General features: G+C 37.6%; 22 protein-coding genes. 21 read left to right on the plus strand and 1 reads right to left on the minus strand.

All coding sequences use genetic code 11. The features are described 5' to 3' along the window. Positions 1 to 139: 139 nt before the first annotated feature. The 7 genes from rlmD to FC14_RS01025 all read left to right on the plus strand — a co-directional run bounded on the left by rlmD (position 140) and on the right by FC14_RS01025 (position 7,786). Positions 140 to 1,516, plus strand: coding sequence for a 23S rRNA (uracil(1939)-C(5))-methyltransferase RlmD (gene rlmD, locus FC14_RS00995; RefSeq protein WP_056975833.1), 1,377 nt, complete (start codon positions 140 to 142; stop codon positions 1,514 to 1,516). A gap of 390 nt (positions 1,517 to 1,906) precedes the next feature. Then, positions 1,907 to 2,131: a helix-turn-helix domain-containing protein gene (locus tag FC14_RS01000; protein ID WP_041160333.1), complete on the plus strand. Its 225-nt coding sequence runs from the start codon at positions 1,907 to 1,909 to the stop codon at positions 2,129 to 2,131. Further along, positions 2,124 to 3,404, plus strand: a complete 1,281-nt coding sequence (locus FC14_RS01005) for a DNA methyltransferase (protein ID WP_041160334.1) — start codon at positions 2,124 to 2,126, stop codon at positions 3,402 to 3,404. The genes FC14_RS01000 and FC14_RS01005 overlap by 8 nt, the downstream gene beginning before the upstream one ends. Further along, positions 3,389 to 4,660 carry a TRM11 family methyltransferase gene (locus tag FC14_RS01010; protein WP_056975835.1) on the plus strand — a complete coding sequence of 424 codons (1,272 nt, stop codon included), beginning with the start codon at positions 3,389 to 3,391 and terminating at the stop codon, positions 4,658 to 4,660. The genes FC14_RS01005 and FC14_RS01010 overlap by 16 nt, the downstream gene beginning before the upstream one ends. 2 nt (positions 4,661 to 4,662) lie before the next feature. After that, positions 4,663 to 5,436, plus strand: a complete 774-nt coding sequence (locus FC14_RS01015) for a hypothetical protein (protein WP_056975837.1) — start codon at positions 4,663 to 4,665, stop codon at positions 5,434 to 5,436. Next, positions 5,429 to 6,505, plus strand: a complete 1,077-nt coding sequence (locus FC14_RS01020; RefSeq protein ID WP_056975839.1) for an AAA family ATPase — start codon at positions 5,429 to 5,431, stop codon at positions 6,503 to 6,505. The genes FC14_RS01015 and FC14_RS01020 overlap by 8 nt, the downstream gene beginning before the upstream one ends. Before the next feature lie 15 nt (positions 6,506 to 6,520). Further along, the gene (locus FC14_RS01025) at positions 6,521 to 7,786 is read left to right on the plus strand and encodes an LlaJI family restriction endonuclease (RefSeq protein WP_041160337.1); all 1,266 of its coding nucleotides are present in this window, start codon (positions 6,521 to 6,523) and stop codon (positions 7,784 to 7,786) included. A gap of 48 nt (positions 7,787 to 7,834) precedes the next feature. Here the strand turns inward: FC14_RS01025 and FC14_RS01030 are convergent, their stop codons facing one another. Next, positions 7,835 to 9,031: a CGNR zinc finger domain-containing protein gene (locus FC14_RS01030; RefSeq protein ID WP_056975841.1), complete on the minus strand. Its 1,197-nt coding sequence runs from the start codon at positions 9,029 to 9,031 to the stop codon at positions 7,835 to 7,837. Positions 9,032 to 9,402: 371 nt separating this feature from the next. On the opposite strand from FC14_RS01030, the gene FC14_RS01035 reads away from it, so the two are divergent. The 14 genes from FC14_RS01035 (at position 9,403) to FC14_RS01100 (ending at position 21,339) form a co-directional block, all read left to right on the plus strand. After that, a complete protein-coding gene (locus FC14_RS01035) occupies positions 9,403 to 9,969 on the plus strand; it encodes an RNA polymerase sigma factor (protein WP_202812997.1) in 567 nt (188 codons plus the stop codon). A 111-nt stretch (positions 9,970 to 10,080) separates the two neighbouring features. Then, the gene (locus FC14_RS01040; RefSeq protein ID WP_041160340.1) at positions 10,081 to 10,290 is read left to right on the plus strand and encodes a hypothetical protein; all 210 of its coding nucleotides are present in this window, start codon (positions 10,081 to 10,083) and stop codon (positions 10,288 to 10,290) included. Then, entirely contained in the window at positions 10,283 to 10,600 is a 318-nt protein-coding gene (locus FC14_RS01045) for a hypothetical protein (protein WP_056975845.1), read from the plus strand. The genes FC14_RS01040 and FC14_RS01045 overlap by 8 nt, the downstream gene beginning before the upstream one ends. Continuing rightward, positions 10,597 to 11,724 carry a DUF2800 domain-containing protein gene (locus FC14_RS01050; protein WP_056975847.1) on the plus strand — a complete coding sequence of 376 codons (1,128 nt, stop codon included), beginning with the start codon at positions 10,597 to 10,599 and terminating at the stop codon, positions 11,722 to 11,724. Before FC14_RS01045 ends, FC14_RS01050 begins: the two co-directional genes overlap by 4 nt. A 5-nt stretch (positions 11,725 to 11,729) precedes the next feature. Then, the gene (locus FC14_RS01055; RefSeq protein ID WP_021400962.1) at positions 11,730 to 12,290 is read left to right on the plus strand and encodes a DUF2815 family protein; all 561 of its coding nucleotides are present in this window, start codon (positions 11,730 to 11,732) and stop codon (positions 12,288 to 12,290) included. Beyond that, positions 12,287 to 14,221: a DNA polymerase gene (locus FC14_RS01060; protein WP_056975849.1), complete on the plus strand. Its 1,935-nt coding sequence runs from the start codon at positions 12,287 to 12,289 to the stop codon at positions 14,219 to 14,221. The genes FC14_RS01055 and FC14_RS01060 overlap by 4 nt, the downstream gene beginning before the upstream one ends. 86 nt (positions 14,222 to 14,307) lie before the next feature. After that, positions 14,308 to 15,099, plus strand: coding sequence for a phage antirepressor (locus tag FC14_RS01065; protein ID WP_033860812.1), 792 nt, complete (start codon positions 14,308 to 14,310; stop codon positions 15,097 to 15,099). 3 nt (positions 15,100 to 15,102) lie between these two features. Continuing rightward, positions 15,103 to 15,522 (plus strand): DUF7768 domain-containing protein, encoded by a 420-nt coding sequence (locus FC14_RS01070; protein ID WP_009052904.1) that lies wholly within the window; start codon positions 15,103 to 15,105, stop codon positions 15,520 to 15,522. Then, complete coding sequence (locus tag FC14_RS01075; RefSeq protein ID WP_056975852.1) at positions 15,519 to 17,864, plus strand: virulence-associated E family protein; 2,346 nt, start codon at positions 15,519 to 15,521, stop codon at positions 17,862 to 17,864. The genes FC14_RS01070 and FC14_RS01075 overlap by 4 nt, the downstream gene beginning before the upstream one ends. Positions 17,865 to 18,121: 257 nt before the next feature. Continuing rightward, a complete protein-coding gene (locus FC14_RS01080; RefSeq protein WP_009052903.1) occupies positions 18,122 to 18,403 on the plus strand; it encodes a VRR-NUC domain-containing protein in 282 nt (93 codons plus the stop codon). After that, a complete protein-coding gene (locus FC14_RS01085; RefSeq protein ID WP_056975854.1) occupies positions 18,384 to 19,733 on the plus strand; it encodes a DEAD/DEAH box helicase in 1,350 nt (449 codons plus the stop codon). The genes FC14_RS01080 and FC14_RS01085 overlap by 20 nt, the downstream gene beginning before the upstream one ends. A gap of 4 nt (positions 19,734 to 19,737) precedes the next feature. Further along, positions 19,738 to 20,196 carry an ArpU family phage packaging/lysis transcriptional regulator gene (locus FC14_RS01090; protein ID WP_009052901.1) on the plus strand — a complete coding sequence of 153 codons (459 nt, stop codon included), beginning with the start codon at positions 19,738 to 19,740 and terminating at the stop codon, positions 20,194 to 20,196. A 119-nt stretch (positions 20,197 to 20,315) separates the two neighbouring features. Next, the gene (locus tag FC14_RS01095; protein WP_009052900.1) at positions 20,316 to 20,675 is read left to right on the plus strand and encodes an HNH endonuclease; all 360 of its coding nucleotides are present in this window, start codon (positions 20,316 to 20,318) and stop codon (positions 20,673 to 20,675) included. 112 nt (positions 20,676 to 20,787) lie between these two features. Beyond that, the gene (locus FC14_RS01100; RefSeq protein WP_009052899.1) at positions 20,788 to 21,339 is read left to right on the plus strand and encodes a P27 family phage terminase small subunit; all 552 of its coding nucleotides are present in this window, start codon (positions 20,788 to 20,790) and stop codon (positions 21,337 to 21,339) included. Position 21,340: the final 1 nt, after the last annotated feature.

Here is a 21,340-nt window from a genome sequence, read left to right on the forward strand (position 1 = left end):
AGACCGCATAGTCTATTTTATATATTTAAACTGTATACTTGACAGGACATAGTGCCTCTTGGCGCTTGTTTTTCTTTTGGCTTGTAACTTATAATAAGACTTATGTAATTAATGATTATGTGCGGAAGAAAGGACAATTATGGCGAAGTTAAAGTTACCAGTTTATAAAAAAGAAGAGTTGACCGTAAGGATTGAAGATTTAACCTACCAAGGGTTAGGCGTTGCTAAAGTAGCAGGCTACCCGTTATTCATTAAAGAGGCCTTACCAGGTGAGGAAGTTGTAGTTAAGGTTGAAAAATTAGGCAAACATTTTGGTTATGCCAAGGCCTTAAAGTGGCTAAGGACTTCAGGCGACCGGGTCAAAACGAAGGCCAAGTACCTCCAAACAGGGATTGCACCGCTGATGCATTTAAGCTACCCTGCTCAACTAGCCTTCAAGCAAAAATTAATCAAGGATTTACTAACTAAAGCGCACCTGGATCAACTTGAAGTGGCTCAAACTTTAGGAATGGCCCAACCTTATGCCTACCGGAATAAAGCACAGGTTCCTGTTCGCCAGGTTAGAGGCCAACTAGAAATTGGCTTTTTTAAGCAAGGCAGTCATGACTTTGTTTCCTTAGAAGATTTCTACATTCAAGACAAACGCATTGACCAAGTGCTAGTCACGGTCAGGGATATTTTAAGAAAATATCAGTTAAGTGCCTATGATGAAAAAAGTCACACGGGCGTAGTGCGCCATCTAATGGTACGCCGGGGCTACTACTCGAAGCAGGTGATGGTGGTAATCGTTACCCGGACTAAGAAGTTACCGCACGCACCTGAAATTGCACGTGACATCATGGCTGCTTGCCCAGACGTGGTTAGCCTCTTACACAATGTGAACGAAGCTAAAACCAACGTCATTTTAGGAAGCAAGACTGAGCTTTTAGCCGGCCAAGCCGAAATCGAGGATCAACTTGATGGGTTGACTTTCAAGATTTCGACCCAGTCCTTCTACCAAATCAATCCCACCCAAACGGAACGACTTTACCAAACCGCTATTAAGCAAGCCGGTCTAACTGGTAAGGAAACAGTTATTGATGCTTACTGTGGAATCGGGACCATTTCCCTAAGTATGGCCCGCCATGCTAACAAGGTCTATGGGGTTGAAATTGTCCCCCAAGCCATTGCTGACGCTAAGCGCAACGCTGCGGTCAATAAGCTAACTAACCTAACCTTTGAGGTTGGTGAAGCCGAAAGTTGGATGGCTACCTGGCAAGCCCAAGGCATCAAGCCAGATGTCATCATGGTTGACCCGCCAAGAAAGGGCCTAACTGAAAGCCTAATCACTAGTGCTACCGCCATGGCTCCTAAAAAGATTGTCTACGTTTCCTGCAATCCCGCCACGCTAGTCCGTGACCTACAGTCCTTTATCGCTAAGGGCTACCAAGTCGCAGCCCCCATCCAGCCCGTGGATCAGTTCCCACAGACAACACACGTTGAGTGCGTGGTATTGATAACAAGGGTGGGAAAATAGGTACTAATCGAAATATTGATAAATAGTAGGTTTCCAGACATTGAGTTTTCCTTTCGGCTACTTTGCCGGAGATATCAATGTTGGGAAACCTTTATTTTTATTGATTGGGGAAACATATCAACTGCCATGAAAATAATAGGGTTGAGTTGACAGCTTAGATTTTTTATAGGGGTTGAGGAGACAGGATAGATAATTAAAAAGATATTAACAGTCATTAAAAATAGATAGTAAGGAAGAAAAATAATATTAACTATCATTCATCATTTTAACAAAGAACACGATTGTAGGAAAATGTCCTAAATAAATAGGAAAAATGATTTACTTTGTAGGAATTGAATGGTATAATAATATTTTAGTGATAGAATGCTGGTTATGCTAGGGAGTGATGAAATGCAAGTAAGTTATAAAAAGTTATGGAAACTATTAATTGATCGTGATATGCGCAAACAAGATTTAAAAGAGAAAGCAGGTATAAGCAAAGGAACTATAACAAAGCTTGGAAAAAATCAAAATGTTTCTACAGAGACACTTGCAAAAATCTGTGCAGCATTAGAATGCAATATTGAGGATATTGTAGAATTTTCGGCAGAAGAACAGAGGGACAACAATGTATAGAGAGTTAGAGCAAAAATTTAAAGTTATATATCCAGAAAGTGAAAATGCAACATATTCTAGTTTATTAAACTATTCCGATGATTTAAATAGGCCAAGACAAAGATGGTATAGGTATAAAGAAGGTTTTTCACTGGAACTAGTAAGAAAATTGATAAATGAATATAACAAAAATAATAAAGGAACAATAATGGACCCATTTCTCGGCAGCGGTAGTACAATTATTGCTGCTAATCAATTAGGACTTAATGGCATTGGGTTTGAAGTGAATCCATTTTCATATTTTTTATCAAAATGTAAACTACAAAATTACAGCACCGAGATCGCTTTAGAGTTTAAGAATGCATCACAAGAAGTCTTGAACGTTGAGTATGAGCGAGACTATAAGTTGCCAGCGTTATCCATAAGCAAAAACGTGTTTAACCCTGATGTAGAAAATTACCTAATGAATGTTAAAGAAAACATATTAGAGGGAAAATATAGTGATGAAGTTAAAAACTTGCTAATTTTGGGATGGATTTCAAGTATTGAACCATTATCAAACTATCGAAAAGGTGGAAATGGATTAAAGAAACGAAAGTATGTAAAGCCACGTATTATTACTGTAAATGATGCAAGGAGTGAATTGCATACTTTCTACACTAATATATTTGATGATATTGCTACTAATGATATAACTTTTAAGGCTCAAATTTTTAACGATTCATGCATGAATGCAAGAGATTATGTAGAAGATGGGTCAGTAAGTGGAATTATTTTTTCACCACCTTATGCAAATTGTTTTGATTATACAGAAATATATAAATTGGAGCTTTGGTTTGGAGGGTTCGTAAATTCATATGAGGATCTAAAAAAACTAAGGAAAAAATCATTACGATCTCATTTAAATGGTGAATTGAATTTGGAGAATGTTGATACAACGAAGTTATCTGAATCAACACAAGAATTACTTAATTCTTTAGCAACAAAAAAGTTATGGGATAAGAGAATTCCTGCGATGCTTCAATTGTACTACCTTGATATGTTTAAGGTCATAGACCAAAGTTATGCTGTACTTGAGGATAATGGATTTTGTGCCATTGTTGTAGGGAATTCCTCTTATGGTGGAGTTGTGTTTCCGACAGATTTAATTTTAGCAGAATATGCTCAAAAAATTGGATTTAAAGTAGATAAGATTGAAGTTGATAGATATATTATCACCAGTTCCCAACAGTACGAATCTACTAAAGAATATGGGAAATATTTAAGGGAGAGTGTTGTATGTCTAATAAAGTAAATAATCACATCATTGTTGAAAGTCTACCAAATGATATAGAGTTTGGAGGGTCATATATAATTGCTCAAGCTAATCCAAACACATATACACATTCATTCTTTAAATATCCATGTCGTTTTATTCCAGAGATTCCAAGATGGGCTATTCAAAAATATTTAACTGGAATTGAAGATGCTTGTGTTTTTGACCCGTTTGCAGGTAGCGGTACAACGCTATTAGAAAGTGTAATTAATGATTATGAGGCTTATGGAACTGAGATTGATAATATTGCAAAATTGATTATAAAAGTAAAAACTACTCCGTTTACTAAAGATAAGTTGGAGGAAATAACCAATGAGTTTAATAGAATTGTTACAAATATAGATACGAGCCAAAAACCTCAAAAACTTCCTGGTATTAATAATTTAGACCATTGGTTTACGGAAGATGCAATTGTAAAATTATCCGGAATTAAAAAGAACATTGATAGAATTGATGACAAAGATATTCGTGACTTTTTCAATGTATGTTTTGTATCAATTATTAAAAGAGTATCAAATGCTGATGACGTTTCTCCGAAGCCATATGTGTCTAATAAAATTAAAAAGAACCCACCAGAGACTATCAAAGAGTTTTCATCTACATTTACTAAATACTTTGAAGGAATAAGAGAACTTAGTAGTCTTGGACTGACAAAGAAAGCTCGCATTATCAAGGGAGATGCCTTAAATTTTGAATTTGATGGTTTATTTGATTTGGCTGTTACATCGCCACCATATATAAATGCATTTGATTATGCTAGGACAATGAGATTGGAAAACCTTTGGTTAGATACAATGACAGAAAATGAGCTAAGAGAGAAAAAGAAAGATTATGTAGGAACTGAATCAATTAAGATTACAGAAGAAGAAAAAAGACTCGAAATTTTAGATAAAAGCACTATCCTTAAATCGTATTACAGTCAAATCTTTGAGAAGGACAAGAAAAGAGCGCTAATAGTTAAGAAGTTCTTTGAAGATATGGAAGGTAATCTAAAAAATACTTATAAGTATCTAAAACCGGGTGGCCATTATATGATTGTTATTGGAAATAGTTCAATACGTAAGGTGGAAGTTGAAAGTTGGAAGGTTATTCAACAAATCGCAGAACTTGTTGGTTTTAAAACCGAAACCTATTTTAATTATTTAATACAAAACCCTTATATAAGAATACCAAGAGGAAATAAGGGAGGAAAAATTAATTTAGATCATGTATTAGTTCTTAAAAAGGGGGAATAAGCTTGAATCTATCTGGATGGAAATACGAAGGGAGAATTATTAGTGATACTTTACAACATCAGATTATGGGGGTAATCAAAATACTAAATGACCCTGAGAAAGTTCGGAATAGAACATGGGGTGGAAGTTTACAGAAATTTATAGGTAATGAACTAGGAATATCGGATGGACAGGTTCGTACCATAAAAAGAATGATGGAAGAATTTGATATATTAAAACCTGGCGCATTAAATAAACGGACAATACCAGACAAATCTAATCTTTATTCTGAAAATGGAGAAGTTCTTATAAGGTTATTTGAAAGTGAAGAACTATTGAAGCAAAAGCCTTCAAAAGATTCTTATGAACAATTAGAGAAAATTAAAGAAATATATAAGTTATTCTATTTAAAGATTTTAGTAAAGTACACTATCAGAGATAAAGATGGTAATGAGTTCCATCCAGCTATTATTTTATTAAAAGCATTGAAAAAATATGATTATTTAACTTACTGGGAGTGGTACCTACTAAACACGATAATTACTTCAGATAACGATCCTGAGGCAGAACGGGAATTCGATAAATATTTAACCAATATTAGGAATAGGACATTAAAAGTTTCCGACTTAAAGATTATTGAAAATGTATTATCACATTCTTATATTTTGGGGAACTTCGCGTATGTGGAATTAATCCAAATTGAAGGAAAAAAAGAAAATATGAAGATCACTATAAACGAAAAGAATAAACAACTAATTAATGAGCTTCTAAAAGAATGGGGGGCAAATGATGAGTAATAATTTTGATGAATCTATCGATAGTAAAATTGATGAAAATATTAAAGCCATTATGGAAAAACGTAATATTAAGTCTTCAAACTACGAGCCACCAGTAAATACTAACTTTAAGGGGAGAAATATATTGCTTTACGGTGTCCCTGGTAGTGGTAAGAGTTTTACAATAAAAAAAGAATATTGCGATGACGAAGATAGGCTTGAGCGTTTGGTTTTTCATCCGGATTATACATATTCTGATTTCGTAGGTCAAATACTACCTGATGTTTCAAATGGAATAGTAAAATACGAATTTAAACCAGGCCCTTTTACAAGACTACTAAAAAGAGCTTATGAAAATCCTACAATAGAATTTTTCCTTATAATTGAAGAAATTAATAGAGGTAATGCACCTGCTATTTTTGGAGAAATTTTTCAATTACTTGATAGGGATGAGACAGGTACAAGTGAATATGGTATTTCAAATACTGATATTGCTAAAGCTGTATATGGTGATGAGACACGTAAAGTACGTATCCCATCAAATCTAAATATAATAGGTACAATGAATACGTCAGATCAAAATGTTTTTACACTAGATACCGCATTTCAACGTAGATGGGAAATGCGAATGATAGAGAATAATTTTGATAAGGCGGATGCGGACTTTGCTAATCATCCAATTTTGGACACAACTGTAACATGGAAAAACTTTTGTACTGCAATTAATAAAATAATACTTGATAAAAATGTACGAATGACATCGTCTGAGGATAAGCGTTTAGGGGTATATTTTGTTCATCCTAGTGATTTGGTTTATGATGAAAACGCTGATAATCCTAATATTAGTGAAAAAGAGCGTATTAAAGCTAGACAAAATAACAGTCGTTTTCCAGAAAAGGTATTAAAATATCTTTGGGACGATGCATTTAAATTTTCGCGTGAAGATATTTTTGAGGTTAGCCAGTATAACAGTTTAGAAGCAGTAGTTGGAAAATTTTTAAGCGAGAAAAAAAATGACCGTTTTAAAGTATTTAAAGAAAATGTATATGATGCATTTATTTCACCTAATGCAGATGGACAAAATAATTAAAGGCGGTGACTCAACATGGTAATAGGCTCTGAAATACGTAAACGCTGCCACGTAAATACAAATGAAGAGGGAGATCGCTTTGTCGGTATAAAGGCTGATTCAGATGATGTAGTAGTCTATTTCCCTGTTGGCTATCATCTGCCAGAAAATGAAACAGATATTAAACGTGATATACTTCATTTATTTCAAGTTTTGGCTGAGTTTACAGATAGCTCTGACCGAGTGCTTGCTATGAACAAGTTTGAGGCGCCTCAATCGGTTGATTTTCCTATTAATGCCTATTTGGAAGTTATATATTATTTTATGGAGAAGAATGGTTATTACATGGAAACTGAACCTATATATAAAACAAGAGACCGTGGAAATATCGATTGGGCAAAAACAATACAAAGGCAAAGGGCGCTAATACAGTCCAATTTTTCACCTGTGTATATACAATATACTGTTCGAGAATCAACTCCAAATGAAAACAAGTTAATAACTCACATACATAGGCATTGTGTATATGAAAGTTTTTCAAAATTAGGATGGCTATTTACGCCCTATATGCCGGAACCACCACAAATTCCCCTTGATATTAAGCGCTTTATAATTGCTCTAAATGATAAGCTAGCTACTACATACAACGACAAGGATAAAAAATTATTTAGATCTATGAAAGCAATGCTAGAATATATGGATGAAAAGCCATCAGTTAAACAGTTTTATTTTGGTACAGATTATTTTGAAAATGTTTGGGAAAAGCTGATAGATCGTGTGTTTGGAATCAAAAATAAGAAGGATTATTTTCCTAGAACAAGATGGCGCTTGCAGAAAGGCAAGCATAAAGAAAAATACCCTTTAGAACCAGATAGTATAATGATACATAATGATAAGATATATGTATTAGATGCAAAATACTATAGATATGGTATTTCAGGAAATCCAGATCATTTACCGGATTCATCCTCTATTAACAAACAGATTACATATGGAGAGTATATACAAAGGCAGCGAAATCTTCCAAATGAATCCTTATATAATGCTTTTATTATGCCATTTAATGCTGCTAAAAATTACTTTGGCATTACTGCTCCATTTGGTAATATTGGTGAGGCGGTTGGTGATTGGAAGGGAGATACCTTTTATTATGAAAGAATTCAAGGAATTGTTGTAGATACTCGATATCTAATGTATCATTACACGGGAAATTCAAAAAAAAGCATAATAGCATTAGCTGAATCAATAGAAAAAGCTTTAATTGAGAATAATGGTGTACTTCCTCAAACCAGTTCAGAATAAATTGTAATACCTCTGTCATAGTATCATATCTATGAGCAGAGGTATTTTCTATTGTTGCCTTTCCTTTTTGCGTTTTCGGTAATTTCTCTGAGCAGTTGCGTTTGCACATTCCGGACAACAATATTTATTCCTCACGGATGTTGTTTTTACCAAAAAATATTGGTTGCAGTTTGGGTTTGCACATAGTCTATATAATTCTAATCCAGGTTTCATATAAAATATCGAAAAGTAGATTGCTCCCATAAGGGAATTTACACACCAAGATGGAGACATAGTAGAAACATTATACTGTGGACGAATACTATCTAAGTTTTTATTGATTTCTTCACCAATTGTTAATCGCGCAATTTCAATAAGAGCCTTTTTCATTTTGTCATTGAATTTCGACATATCTGGTTGTGAGTAATATTGAATACCGTTATCATAATCAAAAGATTTAATAATCCCTACTTCATATTGGTAATGAAACAGAAAATCCGTTATTAATCGAATAGAATGATTTGCATTTGGCTTATTACAGTATAGATTAACAACCGATTTGAAGAGTTCGCTATTAAAACCAGGTTTGGATGACATATAACCACCCATGATATCATTATAATCGTTTATGTCCAGCTCATATGTCGGTTGATAAATTGTATCTTTAATTGTATAGGTATCTTTATCAAAAGCTTCTTGCCCTCTGTCTACTATATGTAGATAGGGGGCATTTTTTATTTCATCATAAAATGGATGTCTGCAAGTAGAGTATGGTTCTCTTAGACTCTTTACATTAATTGAGACTGGATCTGAAAGTAGCAGATATAAAGTTAAATGCAATATATCATGATAGTTCTTTCGAGATTCTTCAATTGCGCTCATTAGTCTAACTGTTGCTTTAATTCGATTGACTAATTCTAACATTGTATGAGCATCAATAGCTTCATACTCTGAATCGCTAATAGGGAACAAAAATCCATTATTTTTGAAGAATTCAAAAAGAAGGTCAATATTTTTGTTAGGCAAAGAAATTAATGATGCAAGGATATTTTTTTCTTCTATGGAACCAGTATTTGCCAAACGTAATAGACCTTCTTTTGCAGCGAAGGCGAAGCGAATTTTTCTTGCTGGTAAGCTTTGTAGTTTAAGTGTAATTAAAGGTTCTACTCCAGGCGCGATATGTTTTATATCTTTGACACAGTCACAAGAATAGCTTTCATATCTAAATAAATTATTTTCAAAAAAATCTTCTTTTTTCATTTCCATATATTAACCCTCGTTTATATTAAAAATAACAATAAAAGTAATATCAATAAAATAATTTATAAGAAAATAACAATAAAAATAATACAAATTTATTATATCAACATTTCGTAAGTTTAACAATCATATAAATATAAATTTTTTAAAAAAGTAATATATATTTTATCAAATTCAATTACTTTTTAGGGTGCAATAAAATAATTATAGACCGAGGACAAGTTCTATGTAAAATCACTCTGTCTAAAAAAAATATCAAATGCCTGATTTGCAATAAGGGCAAAGGATACATATTGTTTCGCTCCAATCTGTAAAGATTGTTGCGGTGCAATAGAAGTACCTTACCTTATTGCGCTCATTTTCAGGAAAAAGGGTCTGTGTACTTCAAGCACAGACCTATTTTTGTATCCTTTGCCGCCAATGCAATCCGGCGGAAAGGATGCAAAAACATGTCAAGAGCGTACAAAACTAGCCAAAAGAAGAGAACTAACTACATTTATTACACATCCGAAGGAACGAAGATTGTGGTTATTCCAGGTGAGAATGGAGTAACCGAAGCGGACATCGAGCTTTTACACACTATGGATGATGACGAAGTGGACGAGCAGCGCCGCTATGATTATCGGGTAACAACACATCTGGATGCTTATCATGATGGTGAAGAGGAAGCAGCCCATGACCGCAATAAGTATCTTGCAGATGATACTGCTAATCCAGAACAGCTAATCATACAAGCAGAAGATGAGGTAGAGCATCAAGATACGCTGGATAAGTTAACAAAGGCAATGGAGTCTCTTTTACCACAACAGAAAGAACTTTTCCAAAAAGTATATCTTGAGAAACGATCCAACACTGACATTGCAGCAGAAGAAGGTGTGACAGAAGCTGCCATTCGAGGCCGCCTTAAGAAGCTTCATGAAAGACTTAGAAAAATTCTATCCTAATTGGGTTCTAAAGAATCTATTAAAAAATCTTTTCTGAAAGGGGGTTCGAAAGAACTCTCTTTTTCGCTTATCGGTGAGGGGAGATAAATTGCCCCGGAAAGGAGAGGGAATATGAGCCTAAAACATAAAGTCACTATTAATGTGGCAAAGCCAAATGGCGAAAAAAGCTCCGTCATTCAAAGTAGTCGTAAGACTATCCGAACTAGAATGCTTGATTTCCTATTTGGAAAGAAAGCCAGTTTGTTAGTAATTACTCCAGGTGACTCAGTTGAGACGGTAGAAATTAAGGAAATAAAGGAAGGAGGTGTAGGACATGAGTAAGATTAAGCTCCTTCTTGATGTAGTGTTAGATCTTCGAGCACTGGCAGATAGTGTTCAGGCTGTAGCTGATGCCCTTGGAAGTAATGAGCCTAAGGAGGATAAAAAGTCAGAGCAGCCAAAACATGAAAAACAGTCTGAAGAAAAGCAAATTACCTTAGAAGAAGTAAGAGCGGTGCTCGCGGAGAAAAGTCATGATGGATTTACTGCTGAAGTTAGAGGTCTTCTAGAAAAGTATGGTGCATCAAAACTTAGTCAGATTGATCCAAGTAAGTATGCTGCCATTCTTGCTGATGCGGAGGAGTTGAAATGAGTAAACATGCAATTCTCTCCGCGTCAGGGGCTCATCGCTGGATGAACTGTACACCATCGGCAAGGCTAGAACAGGAGTTTGATGACAACAGTGGTGAGGCTGCAGCTGAAGGTACAGCAGCTCATGCATTAAGTGAACACAAACTCCGAAAGGCACTTAAGATGAGATCAAAAAAGCCGGTCTCTCCATACGACTCAGATGAGATGGACAATTATACCGATGGTTACGTGGAGTTTGTACTTGAAGTGATTGAGCAAGCTAAGCAAATTTGTAGTGATCCCCTAATCTTGATAGAACAGCGGCTTGACTTTTCAAAGTATGTACCTGAGGGATTTGGAACCGGGGATTGTTTAATTATAGCTGATGGAACTCTTCACATTATTGATTTTAAGTACGGTCAGGGTGTCTTAGTCAGCGCAGAAGACAATCCTCAAATGAAACTTTATGCCCTTGGTGCACTGGATCTATTTGATGGCATTTATGATATCGAGATGGTTTCAATGACAATTTATCAACCCCGTCGAGAAAATGTCAGTACATCCACAGTCTCAAAAGAAAACTTGTATCAGTGGGCTGAAGAAGTTTTAAAACCTAAAGCTGAATTAGCCTTCAATGGTGACGGCAACTACTGTCCCGGTGAATGGTGTCAATTTTGCAGAGCAGCTGTGAAATGTAGAGCAAGAGCAGAAGCAAAAATGAAACTGGCTACGTTTGAGTTTGCTCTACCACCACTTTTATCTGATGAAGAGATTGCTGACATTTTATCTTCTATCGGTGATCTCACTAACTGGGCAAATGAGATTATAGCCTATGCGACGGATGCAGCAGTTAATCATGGAAAGAAGTGGCCAGGGTTTAAAGTAGTCGAAGGTCGCTCCAACCGTAAATATAAAGATGAAGAAGCAGTCGCAGAAGCAGCAAAGAATGCAGGATACCGAGATATATACAAGCAAAGTCTCATTACCATTACCGAAATGGAAAAATTGATGGGCAAGTCAAAATTTAATGAAATCCTTGGTGAGCTAGTTATGAAGCCACCAGGCAAACCGACGCTAGTTCCAGTTTCAGATAAGCGTCCTGAAATGAACACATCATCAGCAAAAAATGATTTTATGGAGGTATAAAAATTATGTCAAAAACAGCAAAAAGAACAAATCCAACAAAAGTAGTTACAGGAGTTGTCAGACTTTCTTATGCTAATGTGTGGGAACCTAAATCAATCAATGGCGGTGCTGAAAAATACAGTGTGAGCCTGATTATTCCTAAGAGTGATACTAAAACCTTAAGTGCTATCAATGAAGCGGTGAATGCTGCAATAGAAGAAGGTAAAGGTAAATTCGGTGGTAAGATTCCAAATAAAGCGGCGTTAAAGCTTCCTCTACGTGACGGAGATATTGATCGTCCAGATGATGAAGCTTATGCAAATAGCTATTTTATCAATGCCAATAGCAATACCCCTCCACAAATTGTAGATAGAAACGTCAATCCAATCATTGATCGTTCTGAAGTATACTCTGGTGTCTATGCAAGAGTGAGTATCAACTTCTACGCCTTTAACTCCAATGGAAACAAAGGTATAGCCTGTGGACTTGGAAATATTCAAAAAATCCGTGATGGTGAACCTTTGGGTGGCAGAACTAATGCAGCTGATGATTTTGCCACTGATGTGGATGATGACTTTTTATCATGAGAACCCTCAGTATAGATATAGAAACATATAGCAGCGTAGACCTCGCCAAAAGCGGGGTCTATCGTTACGCTGAAGCACCGGATTTTGAGATTTTACTTTTCGGTTACAGTGTGGATGCTGGGCCGGTTCAAGTAGTAGATTTCGCTTGTGGCGAAAAAATACCTAAAGAAATACAGCAAGCGATTCTAGATAATAATGTTACCAAATGGGCGTTTAATGCGCAGTTTGAGCGGATTTGCTTATCGAAGTACTTTGGTATACACCTTGCACCTGATTCTTGGCGTTGCACAATGGTTTGGTCTGCGTACCTTGGGCTTCCTTTATCTTTGGAAGGAGCAGCAATCGTAACAGGAGCAGACAAGAAAAAGCTAACAAAAGGTAAAGAGCTCATTCGATATTTTTCAGTTCCATGCAAACCAACAGTAACTAATGGTGGTCGTACACGAAATCTACCTGAACATGCTCCAGAGAAGTGGAATAGCTTCAAAGCATATAATCTTCGAGACGTTGAAGTTGAACTTTCTATACAGGAAAAGCTTCAAAAATTTCCTATGCCTGAAGAGGAATGGAATAACTATATTCTAGATCAGCAAATCAATGATCGGGGTATTCAATTAGATTTGGAATTGGTAAAAAAAGCGATTCAATGTGATGAAAAAGTAAGAGAAGAGCTAACAAGCAGACTAAAAGAACTAACTGATCTTGATAATCCTAATTCAGTTGTTCAAATGAAGTCCTGGCTATCGGAAAAGGGTCTGGAAACAGACAGTCTTGATAAGGCATCAGTTAAGGCACTATTAAAGGAAGCTCCAGAACATCTGAGTGAAGTACTGGAACTGAGACAGTTACTAGCCAAATCCAGTGTAAAGAAATACACCGCAATGGAAAATGCCGTATGCACTGACGGAAGAGCTCGGGGACTACTACAATTCTACGGTGCTAATCGAACCGGTAGATTTGCAGGAAGGCTTATACAAGTTCAAAATCTCCCTCAGAACCATTTGTCGGATCTGGAACAGGCACGTCGATTGGTTAGAGGTGGCCATTTTGATGCCTTGGAAATATTGTATGACTCTATTCCGGGAGTTTTGTCTGAATTAATTCGAACCGCTTTTGTGCCAAAGAAAGGATATAAGTTTATCGTTGCTGACTTTAGTGCAATAGAGGCTAGAGTTATTGCTTGGCTTGCAGGCGAGACATGGAGAAACGAAGTGTTTGCTACTCATGGAAAGATTTATGAAGCATCTGCTTCCCAGATGTTTAAAGTCCCCTTAGAAGAAGTCACAAAAGGCAGTCCTCTAAGACAAAAAGGAAAAATTGCGGAGCTGGCCTTAGGTTATGGTGGTTCTGTAGGTGCATTAAAAGCAATGGGTGCACTTGATATGGGTCTTACCGAAGAAGAATTAAAACCTTTGGTCTACGCATGGCGAAATGCAAATCCTAATATTGTACGACTTTGGTGGGATGTTGATCGTGCTGTCAAAGAAGCTGTAACAGAAAGGTGCAGAACTGAAACTCATCGTATCCGTTTTGAGTATCGTAGCGGGATGCTATTAATATGGCTTCCTTCTGGCAGACAACTTACTTATGTTAAACCAAGAATGGGTATTAACAGCTTTGGCAGTGAAGCAGTGACTTATGAAGGAGTTGGTGCCACAAAGAAATGGGAGCGCATTGAAAGTTATGGTCCCAAGTTTGTCGAGAATATTGTGCAAGCTATTTCAAGAGATATTCTTTGCTGTGCCATGAGGAAGCTTAATGAAAAAGGTTTTGATATTGTAATGCATGTCCATGATGAGGTAGTTTTAGAAGTCCCTTTAGAAGTAACCGTTACTGATATATGTACTCTAATGAATCAGACACCAACTTGGGCTCAAGGACTTTTACTTCGTGCAGATGGATACGAATGCAATTTCTATAAAAAAGATTAATTTGAGGGGGTTCGAAACCTCCTCATTTTTTGCTTATAGCTGAGGGCATGTTTTATTGCTCTACTACTATAAGCAGGAGGTTCAATATGAACAAATTAACTATATTCAACTATGAAGGCAACACAGTAAGAACAGTAATGAAGGATGGAAATCCTTGGTGGGTTCTAAAAGATGTATGTTCAGTATTAGAGATTGGAAACAGTCGTGATGTTATGGCTCGTTTGGACAGTGATGAAAAGGGAGTCGATATTATCGACACCCCTGGAGGAAAACAGGAAGTATCTATTATCAATGAAAGTGGTCTTTATAGCGTGATATTGGTTTCACGTAAGCCAGAAGCTAAAAAGTTCAAGCGCTGGGTAACCCATGAGGTGCTTCCTTCAATCAGAAGGCATGGACTTTATGCTACAGATGAGTTACTTGCTAATCCAGACTTTTTGATTCAGGCACTACAGGAGCTTAAAGCGGAAAGAGCTAAAAATGTTGAGTTAACTACTACCATTAGCATTCAAGAACAGCAAATTGCAGAAATGAAACCTAAAGCAAGTTATTACGATGTGGTACTCAACTGTAAGGATGCGGTGTCTATTACAACAATAGCCAAGGACTATGGAAAATCAGGGCGCTGGTTTAATGAGTATCTGCATAATTTAGGTGTTCAATTCCGTCAAGGAAAAATCTGGCTTCTATATCAAAAGTATGCTCAACATGGATATACGACGACAAAAACCCATACTTATCTTGGAAATGATGGGACGATGCATTCAAAGGTTCATACTTACTGGACTCAGAAAGGACGCTTGTTCATTTATGAGCTTCTTAAGGATCATGGCATTTTACCATTGATTGAACAAGAGTCCGAATTCGAGGAGATGTAACTTATGGATAGATATAACGCTGAAGGCTATCCAGATCCAACTGCAGCAGAAGCCTTGGAAAATATCATGCGTGAAGAAAAGGCAAAAAACTATAAACCTTGCGTTTTTATTTGTTCTCCTTTTGCTGGAGACATAGAAAAAAATCTGAATAAAGCTAGAGAATACCTGAAGTTTGCAGTGAAGCAAGGAACCATTCCTTTTGCTCCTCATCTGCTATACCCTCAAGTGCTAGATGATGGCGATCCTGAACAAAGAAAACTAGGACTATACTTTGGCATGGTATGGCTTAGAAAGTGTGATGAGCTGTGGGTATTTGGTCGCTATATCTCAAAAGGGATGCAAGCAGAGATAAATAAAGCATCGAAGCATCGTATACCTATCCGGTATTTTTCTGAAAACTGCGAGGAGGTGCAGAAGCTATGAAGATAGCGGTTGGTAACAGCCGAATGGATAAAAAGTGGAAGAACAATGATATCACATGGGAGGACTTTATCTCACGAGTTAAATCTACCATACGAACAACAGAAACGGTATCTGAATTTCGGAAAATGAGTCGCGCTCAACAGGACTCAATAAAAGATGTAGGAGGATTTGTGGGAGGAGCCCTTCGTGAAGGAAAACGCAGAAATGGTTATGTCCTCTCCCGTTCCCTTCTGACTTTAGATATGGATTATGCCAAACCAGAGGTTTGGGAGCAAATTGAAGCGTTACATGATTTCAAATGCTGCATCTATTCTACCCATAAACATACACCAGATGCACCAAGATTAAGACTTATTATTCCACTTAAAAGAGAAGTAACAGAGGATGAATACCCAGCCCTTGGTCGGATGGTTGCAAAGGAGATTGGGATTGATTTATTCGATGACACCACTTATGAACCTTCAAGACTAATGTATTGGCCTTCTACACCGTCAGATGGAGAGTTTGTATTTAAAGAGAAAGACGGTGAACTATTGGACCCAGATATCTATCTATCAAAATATGTAGACTGGCGGGACACTTCAATGTGGCCAGTCTCAAGTCGACAATCTGAGGTTGTACAAAGGAAAATAACTAAACAAGCAGATCCATTAATTAAAGAAGGGGTTATAGGAGCATTTTGCAGAGCCTATAACATTGAAGAAGCCATCGAAGAATTTCTACCTGATGTATATGAACCTAGTACCATGAATGGACGATTTGATTATATTCCAGCAGATTCTTCAGCAGGCTTGGTAATCTATGATGGTAAATTTGCTTATAGCCATCATGCTACCGATCCAGCATGTGGAATGTTGCTAAACGCATTTGATTTGGTCCGAGTGCATAAGTTTCGGGAACTAGATGAAAAGGTGACAGAAAATACACCGCCAAGTAAACTACCTTCATTTAGAGCCATGACAGATTTGGCATTAGAGGATGAACGGGTAAAAGAGCAGTTTGCTGAAGAACGAAAGGCTCAGGTTGAAAAAGAGTTTATTGATGAAGATTGGGAAAAGCAGCTGGAGATTGATAAGACAGGAACGGTTAAAAATACTCTTAGAAATTTGATTTTGATACTTGAAAATGATCCCAACCTAAAAAGCATAGTGTTTAATCAGCTATCTGATAGTCTCGAAATTAAAGGTGATGTTCCTTGGCCGCATCCATCGAAGTTCTGGAGAGATGCAGATGATGCACAGCTAATCAGCTACATTGACACCCACTACGGAACCTTTTCTGCAAGAAACTATGATGTAGCGGTAGCGAAGGTCGCTGACGATAGATCTTATCATCCGATTCGTGAGTTTATTGAAGCACTCCCTGAATGGGATAAGGTACCGAGAGTAGATACCTTGCTAATCGATTATCTAGGTGCATCAGATAATCCATATGTTCGAGCTGTGACAAGAAAAACTTTATGTGCAGCGATTTCTCGTGTACTGACTCCAGGCATCAAGTTTGATTCCATGTTGGTTTTAAATGGCCCGCAGGGAGTTGGAAAAAGTACTCTTATAGCCAAGTTAGGTGGAGACTGGTTTTCTGATAGTTTGAGCTTGTCAGATACCAAGGATAAGACCGCCGCAGAAAAGTTACAAGGTTACTGGATTTTAGAAATTGGAGAGCTGGCTGGACTAAAAAAAGCAGAAGTAGAAACACTTAGAAGCTTCTTATCTCGCCAGAATGATATTTATCGAGCTAGCTTTGGCAAGAGAGCTACTCCTCACTTAAGACAATGTGTCTTTTTTGGCACCACTAATGCTGAAAAAGGCTATTTACGGGATACCACAGGAAACCGTCGTTTTTGGCCGGTAAAGACCCCGGGAAATGGCACAAAAAAATCTTGGCAGCTAAAGCAGGATGAAATTCTGCAGATATGGGCCGAGGCTCTTACCTATGTAAAGGCTGGAGAGAAATTGTACCTTGATGCTAGCCTTGAAAAGCTTGCAAAAGAAGAACAGCGAGAAGCTATGGAGTCCGATGAGCGAGAAGGTTTGGTTAGAGAGTACCTTGATATGCTTTTACCTGAGGATTGGGACACCATGGATCTATATGAACGTCGAGCCTATATCAACGGGACTGAGTTTGGTGAAAGCCAAAGGGTTGGTGTTTGGAAACGAAAATCTGTTTCTAATATGGAAATTTGGTGTGAATGCTTTGGAAAGGATCGAGCCAACCTTCGAAGAGTAGATGGTAATGAAATATCAGCTATTATGGCGAGTATTGGAGGCTGGACAGGTCTCGTTAAAAAAGAACGTATCCCGCTTTATGGACCACAGTGGGTTTATGTTCCAAAAGAGTAATTCAGTTTGGAACACATGGAACAATTTTTTCTTTGGAACAGATTTCAGCTGTTCCGGTGGAACAAAAACGGTCTTTTGGTACATCTCATCGGAACAGGCAGCAGCCCCTAGTAAGGTAGGCTACTTTATAACCCCTGTTCCATTGTTCCAATAATTATTATTAAAAATAATCCTAAAGACAAAAAGAAGAAATTACCTGCAGACGCGTATATACGCGCGTATAGAGACTTTTTGGATTTAGGGAACATGGAGGATATATGAGAGAAAAAAAGATTGAACAGCAACTGGTAAAAGAAGTGAAAGATATAGGTGGTATTGCACTTAAAATTGCATCACCAGGTTTTGATGGAATGCCAGACAGATTGATTCTTTTACCTAATAGAAAGCTAGCTTTTGTAGAGGTTAAAGCACCTGGTAAAACCTTAAGACCCCTACAAGAAAAGCGAAAAAGACAGTTAGAGGCACTTGGTTTTTTGGTATTCTGCCTGGACCATATAGATCAGATTGGAGGGATACTTCATGAAATACAAGCCTCATGAGTATCAGGTTTATGCCACTGAGTATATCCTCAATCATCCTATAGCAGCAGTGCTCTTAGATATGGGTTTAGGTAAAAGTGTCATAACTTTAACTGCCATCTTTGATTTAACACTGGACAGTTTTCTTGTTCGTAAGGTTCTGGTTATTGCACCGCTAAGAGTTGCCAGAGATACATGGCCTGCAGAGATTGAAAAGTGGGATCACTTAAAGGGTCTTAAATATACTTTAGCAGTTGGCTCTGAAGTAAAGAGAAAAACTGCCTTTATGGAAAGAGCACAAGTTTACATCATCAATCGAGAAAATGTAGAATGGCTCATTACAAGAAGTGGAATTCCTTTTGACTTTGATATGGTGGTAATTGATGAGTTGTCTTCTTTTAAATCTCATCAAGCTAAGAGATTTAAAAGCTTAATGAGAGTTAGACCCAAGGTAAAAAGGATAGTAGGACTTACTGGAACCCCATCCTCCAACGGATTAATGGATTTGTGGGCACAGTATCGCTTATTAGATATGGGACAACGATTAGGTAGGTTTATTGGTAGGTATCGGGAGGATTACTTTGTACCAGATAAGCGTAATCAGCAAGTGATCTTCTCCTACAAACCAAAACCAGGAGCAGAAGAAGAAATTTATAAGCTTATATCTGATATAACTATTAGCATGAAAGGGACAGATTACCTGAAGTTGCCGGACTTAGTTATAAACGAAGTGCCTGTAAAGCTTTCTGAAAAAGAAATGAAAACCCTCGATACGATGAAGCGGGATTTAATTGCAAATGTTAAAGGTGAAGAAGTAACTGCAGCAAATGCAGCAGCTCTTTCAGGAAAGCTCCTGCAGATGGCAAATGGAGCAGTTTATGATGATCATGGCACAGTCCTTTATATACATGACCGTAAGCTGGATGCACTGGAAGACTTAATCGAAGCTGCTAATGGCAAGCCAGTTCTAATTTCTTATTGGTTTAAGCATGATTTGTCACGAATACAAAAGCGTTTTGAGGTTGAGGTGTTATCCACTAGCGATTCTATTAAGAGGTGGAATGATGGAGAAATCTCTATTGCAGCTATCCATCCAGCATCAGCAGGCCATGGACTGAACTTGCAAGCTGGAGGTTCAACTCTTGTATGGTTTGGTCTAACTTGGAGCCTAGAGCTTTATCAGCAAACCAACGCCCGTCTTTGGCGGCAAGGACAAAAAGAAACGGTAGTGATTCATCACTTGATTTCCAAAGGCACCATTGATGAACGTGTAATGAAAGCCCTAAATGATAAAAACAATACTCAATCCGCACTGATAGATGCGGTTAAAGCCACACTAAAGGAGGTCTGATAAAATGAACATTGTCTGGCAATATTTAGATAAAAGAGCAGCGGCAATTAACGCCCTAAAAGATTACAGCAGTATGAAGTACATCATAGAACATACCGATGAGGACATTGCAACCCTCAACGAAGAAATGAGTTCCCCAGCTTCCCCAGTTATCAATGGCATGCCATCGACCCATGATCCAAAAGCTGGAGAGAAAAGGCTCATTGCCTGCATCAATGAAATTGATGTATTGAAAGAACGTTATCGTCAAGCACTGGAATACATGGACTGGTTTCAACCGGCATGGGATGCTTTAACAGAAGATGAGCAGTATGTGTTAAAGGAGTTTTATTTGGATGATGAACAAAAGCAGATTGATGCAGTGTATAACATTTGTGATCACTTTAATATTGAACGTTCTTCTGCATACAACAAAAAGAATCGAGCGCTTCAGCATCTTGCGCTACTACTCTATGGAAAGTAATGAGTAATATCATGGACGATTTTATTAGAAATCCATAATACAATGGTATTGTGAAAAATTGTAGAGAGCCTTCGTGGAAATACCGCGGGGGCTTTTTGCATGTCCAAAGGAGGTACGAAATGCCAAAGAAACCAAAACGACCATGTTCTTCTCCTGGTTGTCCGGAACTGACAGATGGACGTTTTTGTCCGGAGCATGCCAAAAAGGAAGCTTCTCGTTATGAAAAATATCAGAGAGATCCTGAAACGAGGAAGCGTTACGGTCGTGCATGGAAAAGAATACGTGACCGTTACATTACAGCCCATCCACTATGTGAAGAGTGTAAAAGACAAGGAAAGCTGACACCAGCAACTGAAGTGCACCATATCCTTCCCTTGGCACGAGGTGGGACACACGATGAAAGCAACCTAATGGCTCTTTGTACTCCTTGTCACTCAGCTATCACAGCAAGAGATGGAGACCGTTGGGGAACCCGGTAGGGGGAGTCATATCTCCACAGCTATTTAAATGTGCAACGGGCGTGGGGCTTCGTGCAAAAAGTCGCAGTTTCAAACGGGGTAATACCCCCTTAATAAGAAAAGAGGTGAGTTAATGGCCAAAGATGGTACAAATCGAGGTGGTGCCCGTATTGGATCTGGCCAGAAAAAGAAAGCACTTATAGATAAAATTGCTGAGGGAAATCCCGGAAAAAGAAAACTGGAAGTTATTGAATTTAAAAATACCGCAGAACTTCAAGGGCAGGAGATGCCACAGCCAAGGGCTATGCTTTCAGCAGTACAAAAGGATGGTAAAACCTTAGTAGCTAGCGAAATTTATGAGCTTACGTGGAAATGGCTTGAGGAGCGAGGGTGTGCACATCTAGTTCTACCACAGCTATTAGAAAGATATGCCATGAGTGCTGCTAGGTGGATACAGTGTGAGGAAGCAATAAGTGAGTTTGGTTTTCTTGCTAAGCATCCAACTACTGGCAACGCTATCCAAAGTCCATACGTTTCCATGAGCCATAATTTTATGAGTCAAACCAACAGACTCTGGATGGAAATATATCAGATTGTTCGTGAAAACTGTGCGACAGAGTATTCCGGTACAAATCCACAGGATGATGTGATGGAACGACTGTTGACTGCCCGTAGAGGTAAATAAT

Origin of the sequence: Ligilactobacillus agilis DSM 20509 (assembly GCF_001436215.1) — a bacterium.
GTDB classification, from domain to species: Bacteria; Bacillota; Bacilli; order Lactobacillales; family Lactobacillaceae; genus Ligilactobacillus; species Ligilactobacillus agilis.

Excerpts from the sequence above, each read along its gene's own strand:
- rlmD (WP_056975833.1), top strand. The coding sequence starts at position 140 with ATGGCGAAGTTAAAGTTACCAGTTTATAAAAAAGAAGAGTTGACCGTA.
- FC14_RS01000 (WP_041160333.1), top strand. The coding sequence starts at position 1,907 with ATGCAAGTAAGTTATAAAAAGTTATGGAAACTATTAATTGATCGTGAT.
- FC14_RS01005 (WP_041160334.1), top strand. The coding sequence starts at position 2,124 with ATGTATAGAGAGTTAGAGCAAAAATTTAAAGTTATATATCCAGAAAGT.
- FC14_RS01010 (WP_056975835.1), top strand. The coding sequence starts at position 3,389 with ATGTCTAATAAAGTAAATAATCACATCATTGTTGAAAGTCTACCAAAT.
- FC14_RS01020 (WP_056975839.1), top strand. The coding sequence starts at position 5,429 with ATGAGTAATAATTTTGATGAATCTATCGATAGTAAAATTGATGAAAAT.
- FC14_RS01025 (WP_041160337.1), top strand. The coding sequence starts at position 6,521 with ATGGTAATAGGCTCTGAAATACGTAAACGCTGCCACGTAAATACAAAT.
- FC14_RS01030 (WP_056975841.1), bottom strand. The coding sequence starts at position 9,031 with ATGGAAATGAAAAAAGAAGATTTTTTTGAAAATAATTTATTTAGATAT.
- FC14_RS01040 (WP_041160340.1), top strand. The coding sequence starts at position 10,081 with ATGAGCCTAAAACATAAAGTCACTATTAATGTGGCAAAGCCAAATGGC.
- FC14_RS01045 (WP_056975845.1), top strand. The coding sequence starts at position 10,283 with ATGAGTAAGATTAAGCTCCTTCTTGATGTAGTGTTAGATCTTCGAGCA.
- FC14_RS01050 (WP_056975847.1), top strand. The coding sequence starts at position 10,597 with ATGAGTAAACATGCAATTCTCTCCGCGTCAGGGGCTCATCGCTGGATG.
- FC14_RS01055 (WP_021400962.1), top strand. The coding sequence starts at position 11,730 with ATGTCAAAAACAGCAAAAAGAACAAATCCAACAAAAGTAGTTACAGGA.
- FC14_RS01060 (WP_056975849.1), top strand. The coding sequence starts at position 12,287 with ATGAGAACCCTCAGTATAGATATAGAAACATATAGCAGCGTAGACCTC.
- FC14_RS01065 (WP_033860812.1), top strand. The coding sequence starts at position 14,308 with ATGAACAAATTAACTATATTCAACTATGAAGGCAACACAGTAAGAACA.
- FC14_RS01070 (WP_009052904.1), top strand. The coding sequence starts at position 15,103 with ATGGATAGATATAACGCTGAAGGCTATCCAGATCCAACTGCAGCAGAA.
- FC14_RS01075 (WP_056975852.1), top strand. The coding sequence starts at position 15,519 with ATGAAGATAGCGGTTGGTAACAGCCGAATGGATAAAAAGTGGAAGAAC.
- FC14_RS01080 (WP_009052903.1), top strand. The coding sequence starts at position 18,122 with ATGAGAGAAAAAAAGATTGAACAGCAACTGGTAAAAGAAGTGAAAGAT.
- FC14_RS01085 (WP_056975854.1), top strand. The coding sequence starts at position 18,384 with ATGAAATACAAGCCTCATGAGTATCAGGTTTATGCCACTGAGTATATC.
- FC14_RS01090 (WP_009052901.1), top strand. The coding sequence starts at position 19,738 with ATGAACATTGTCTGGCAATATTTAGATAAAAGAGCAGCGGCAATTAAC.
- FC14_RS01095 (WP_009052900.1), top strand. The coding sequence starts at position 20,316 with ATGCCAAAGAAACCAAAACGACCATGTTCTTCTCCTGGTTGTCCGGAA.
- FC14_RS01100 (WP_009052899.1), top strand. The coding sequence starts at position 20,788 with ATGGCCAAAGATGGTACAAATCGAGGTGGTGCCCGTATTGGATCTGGC.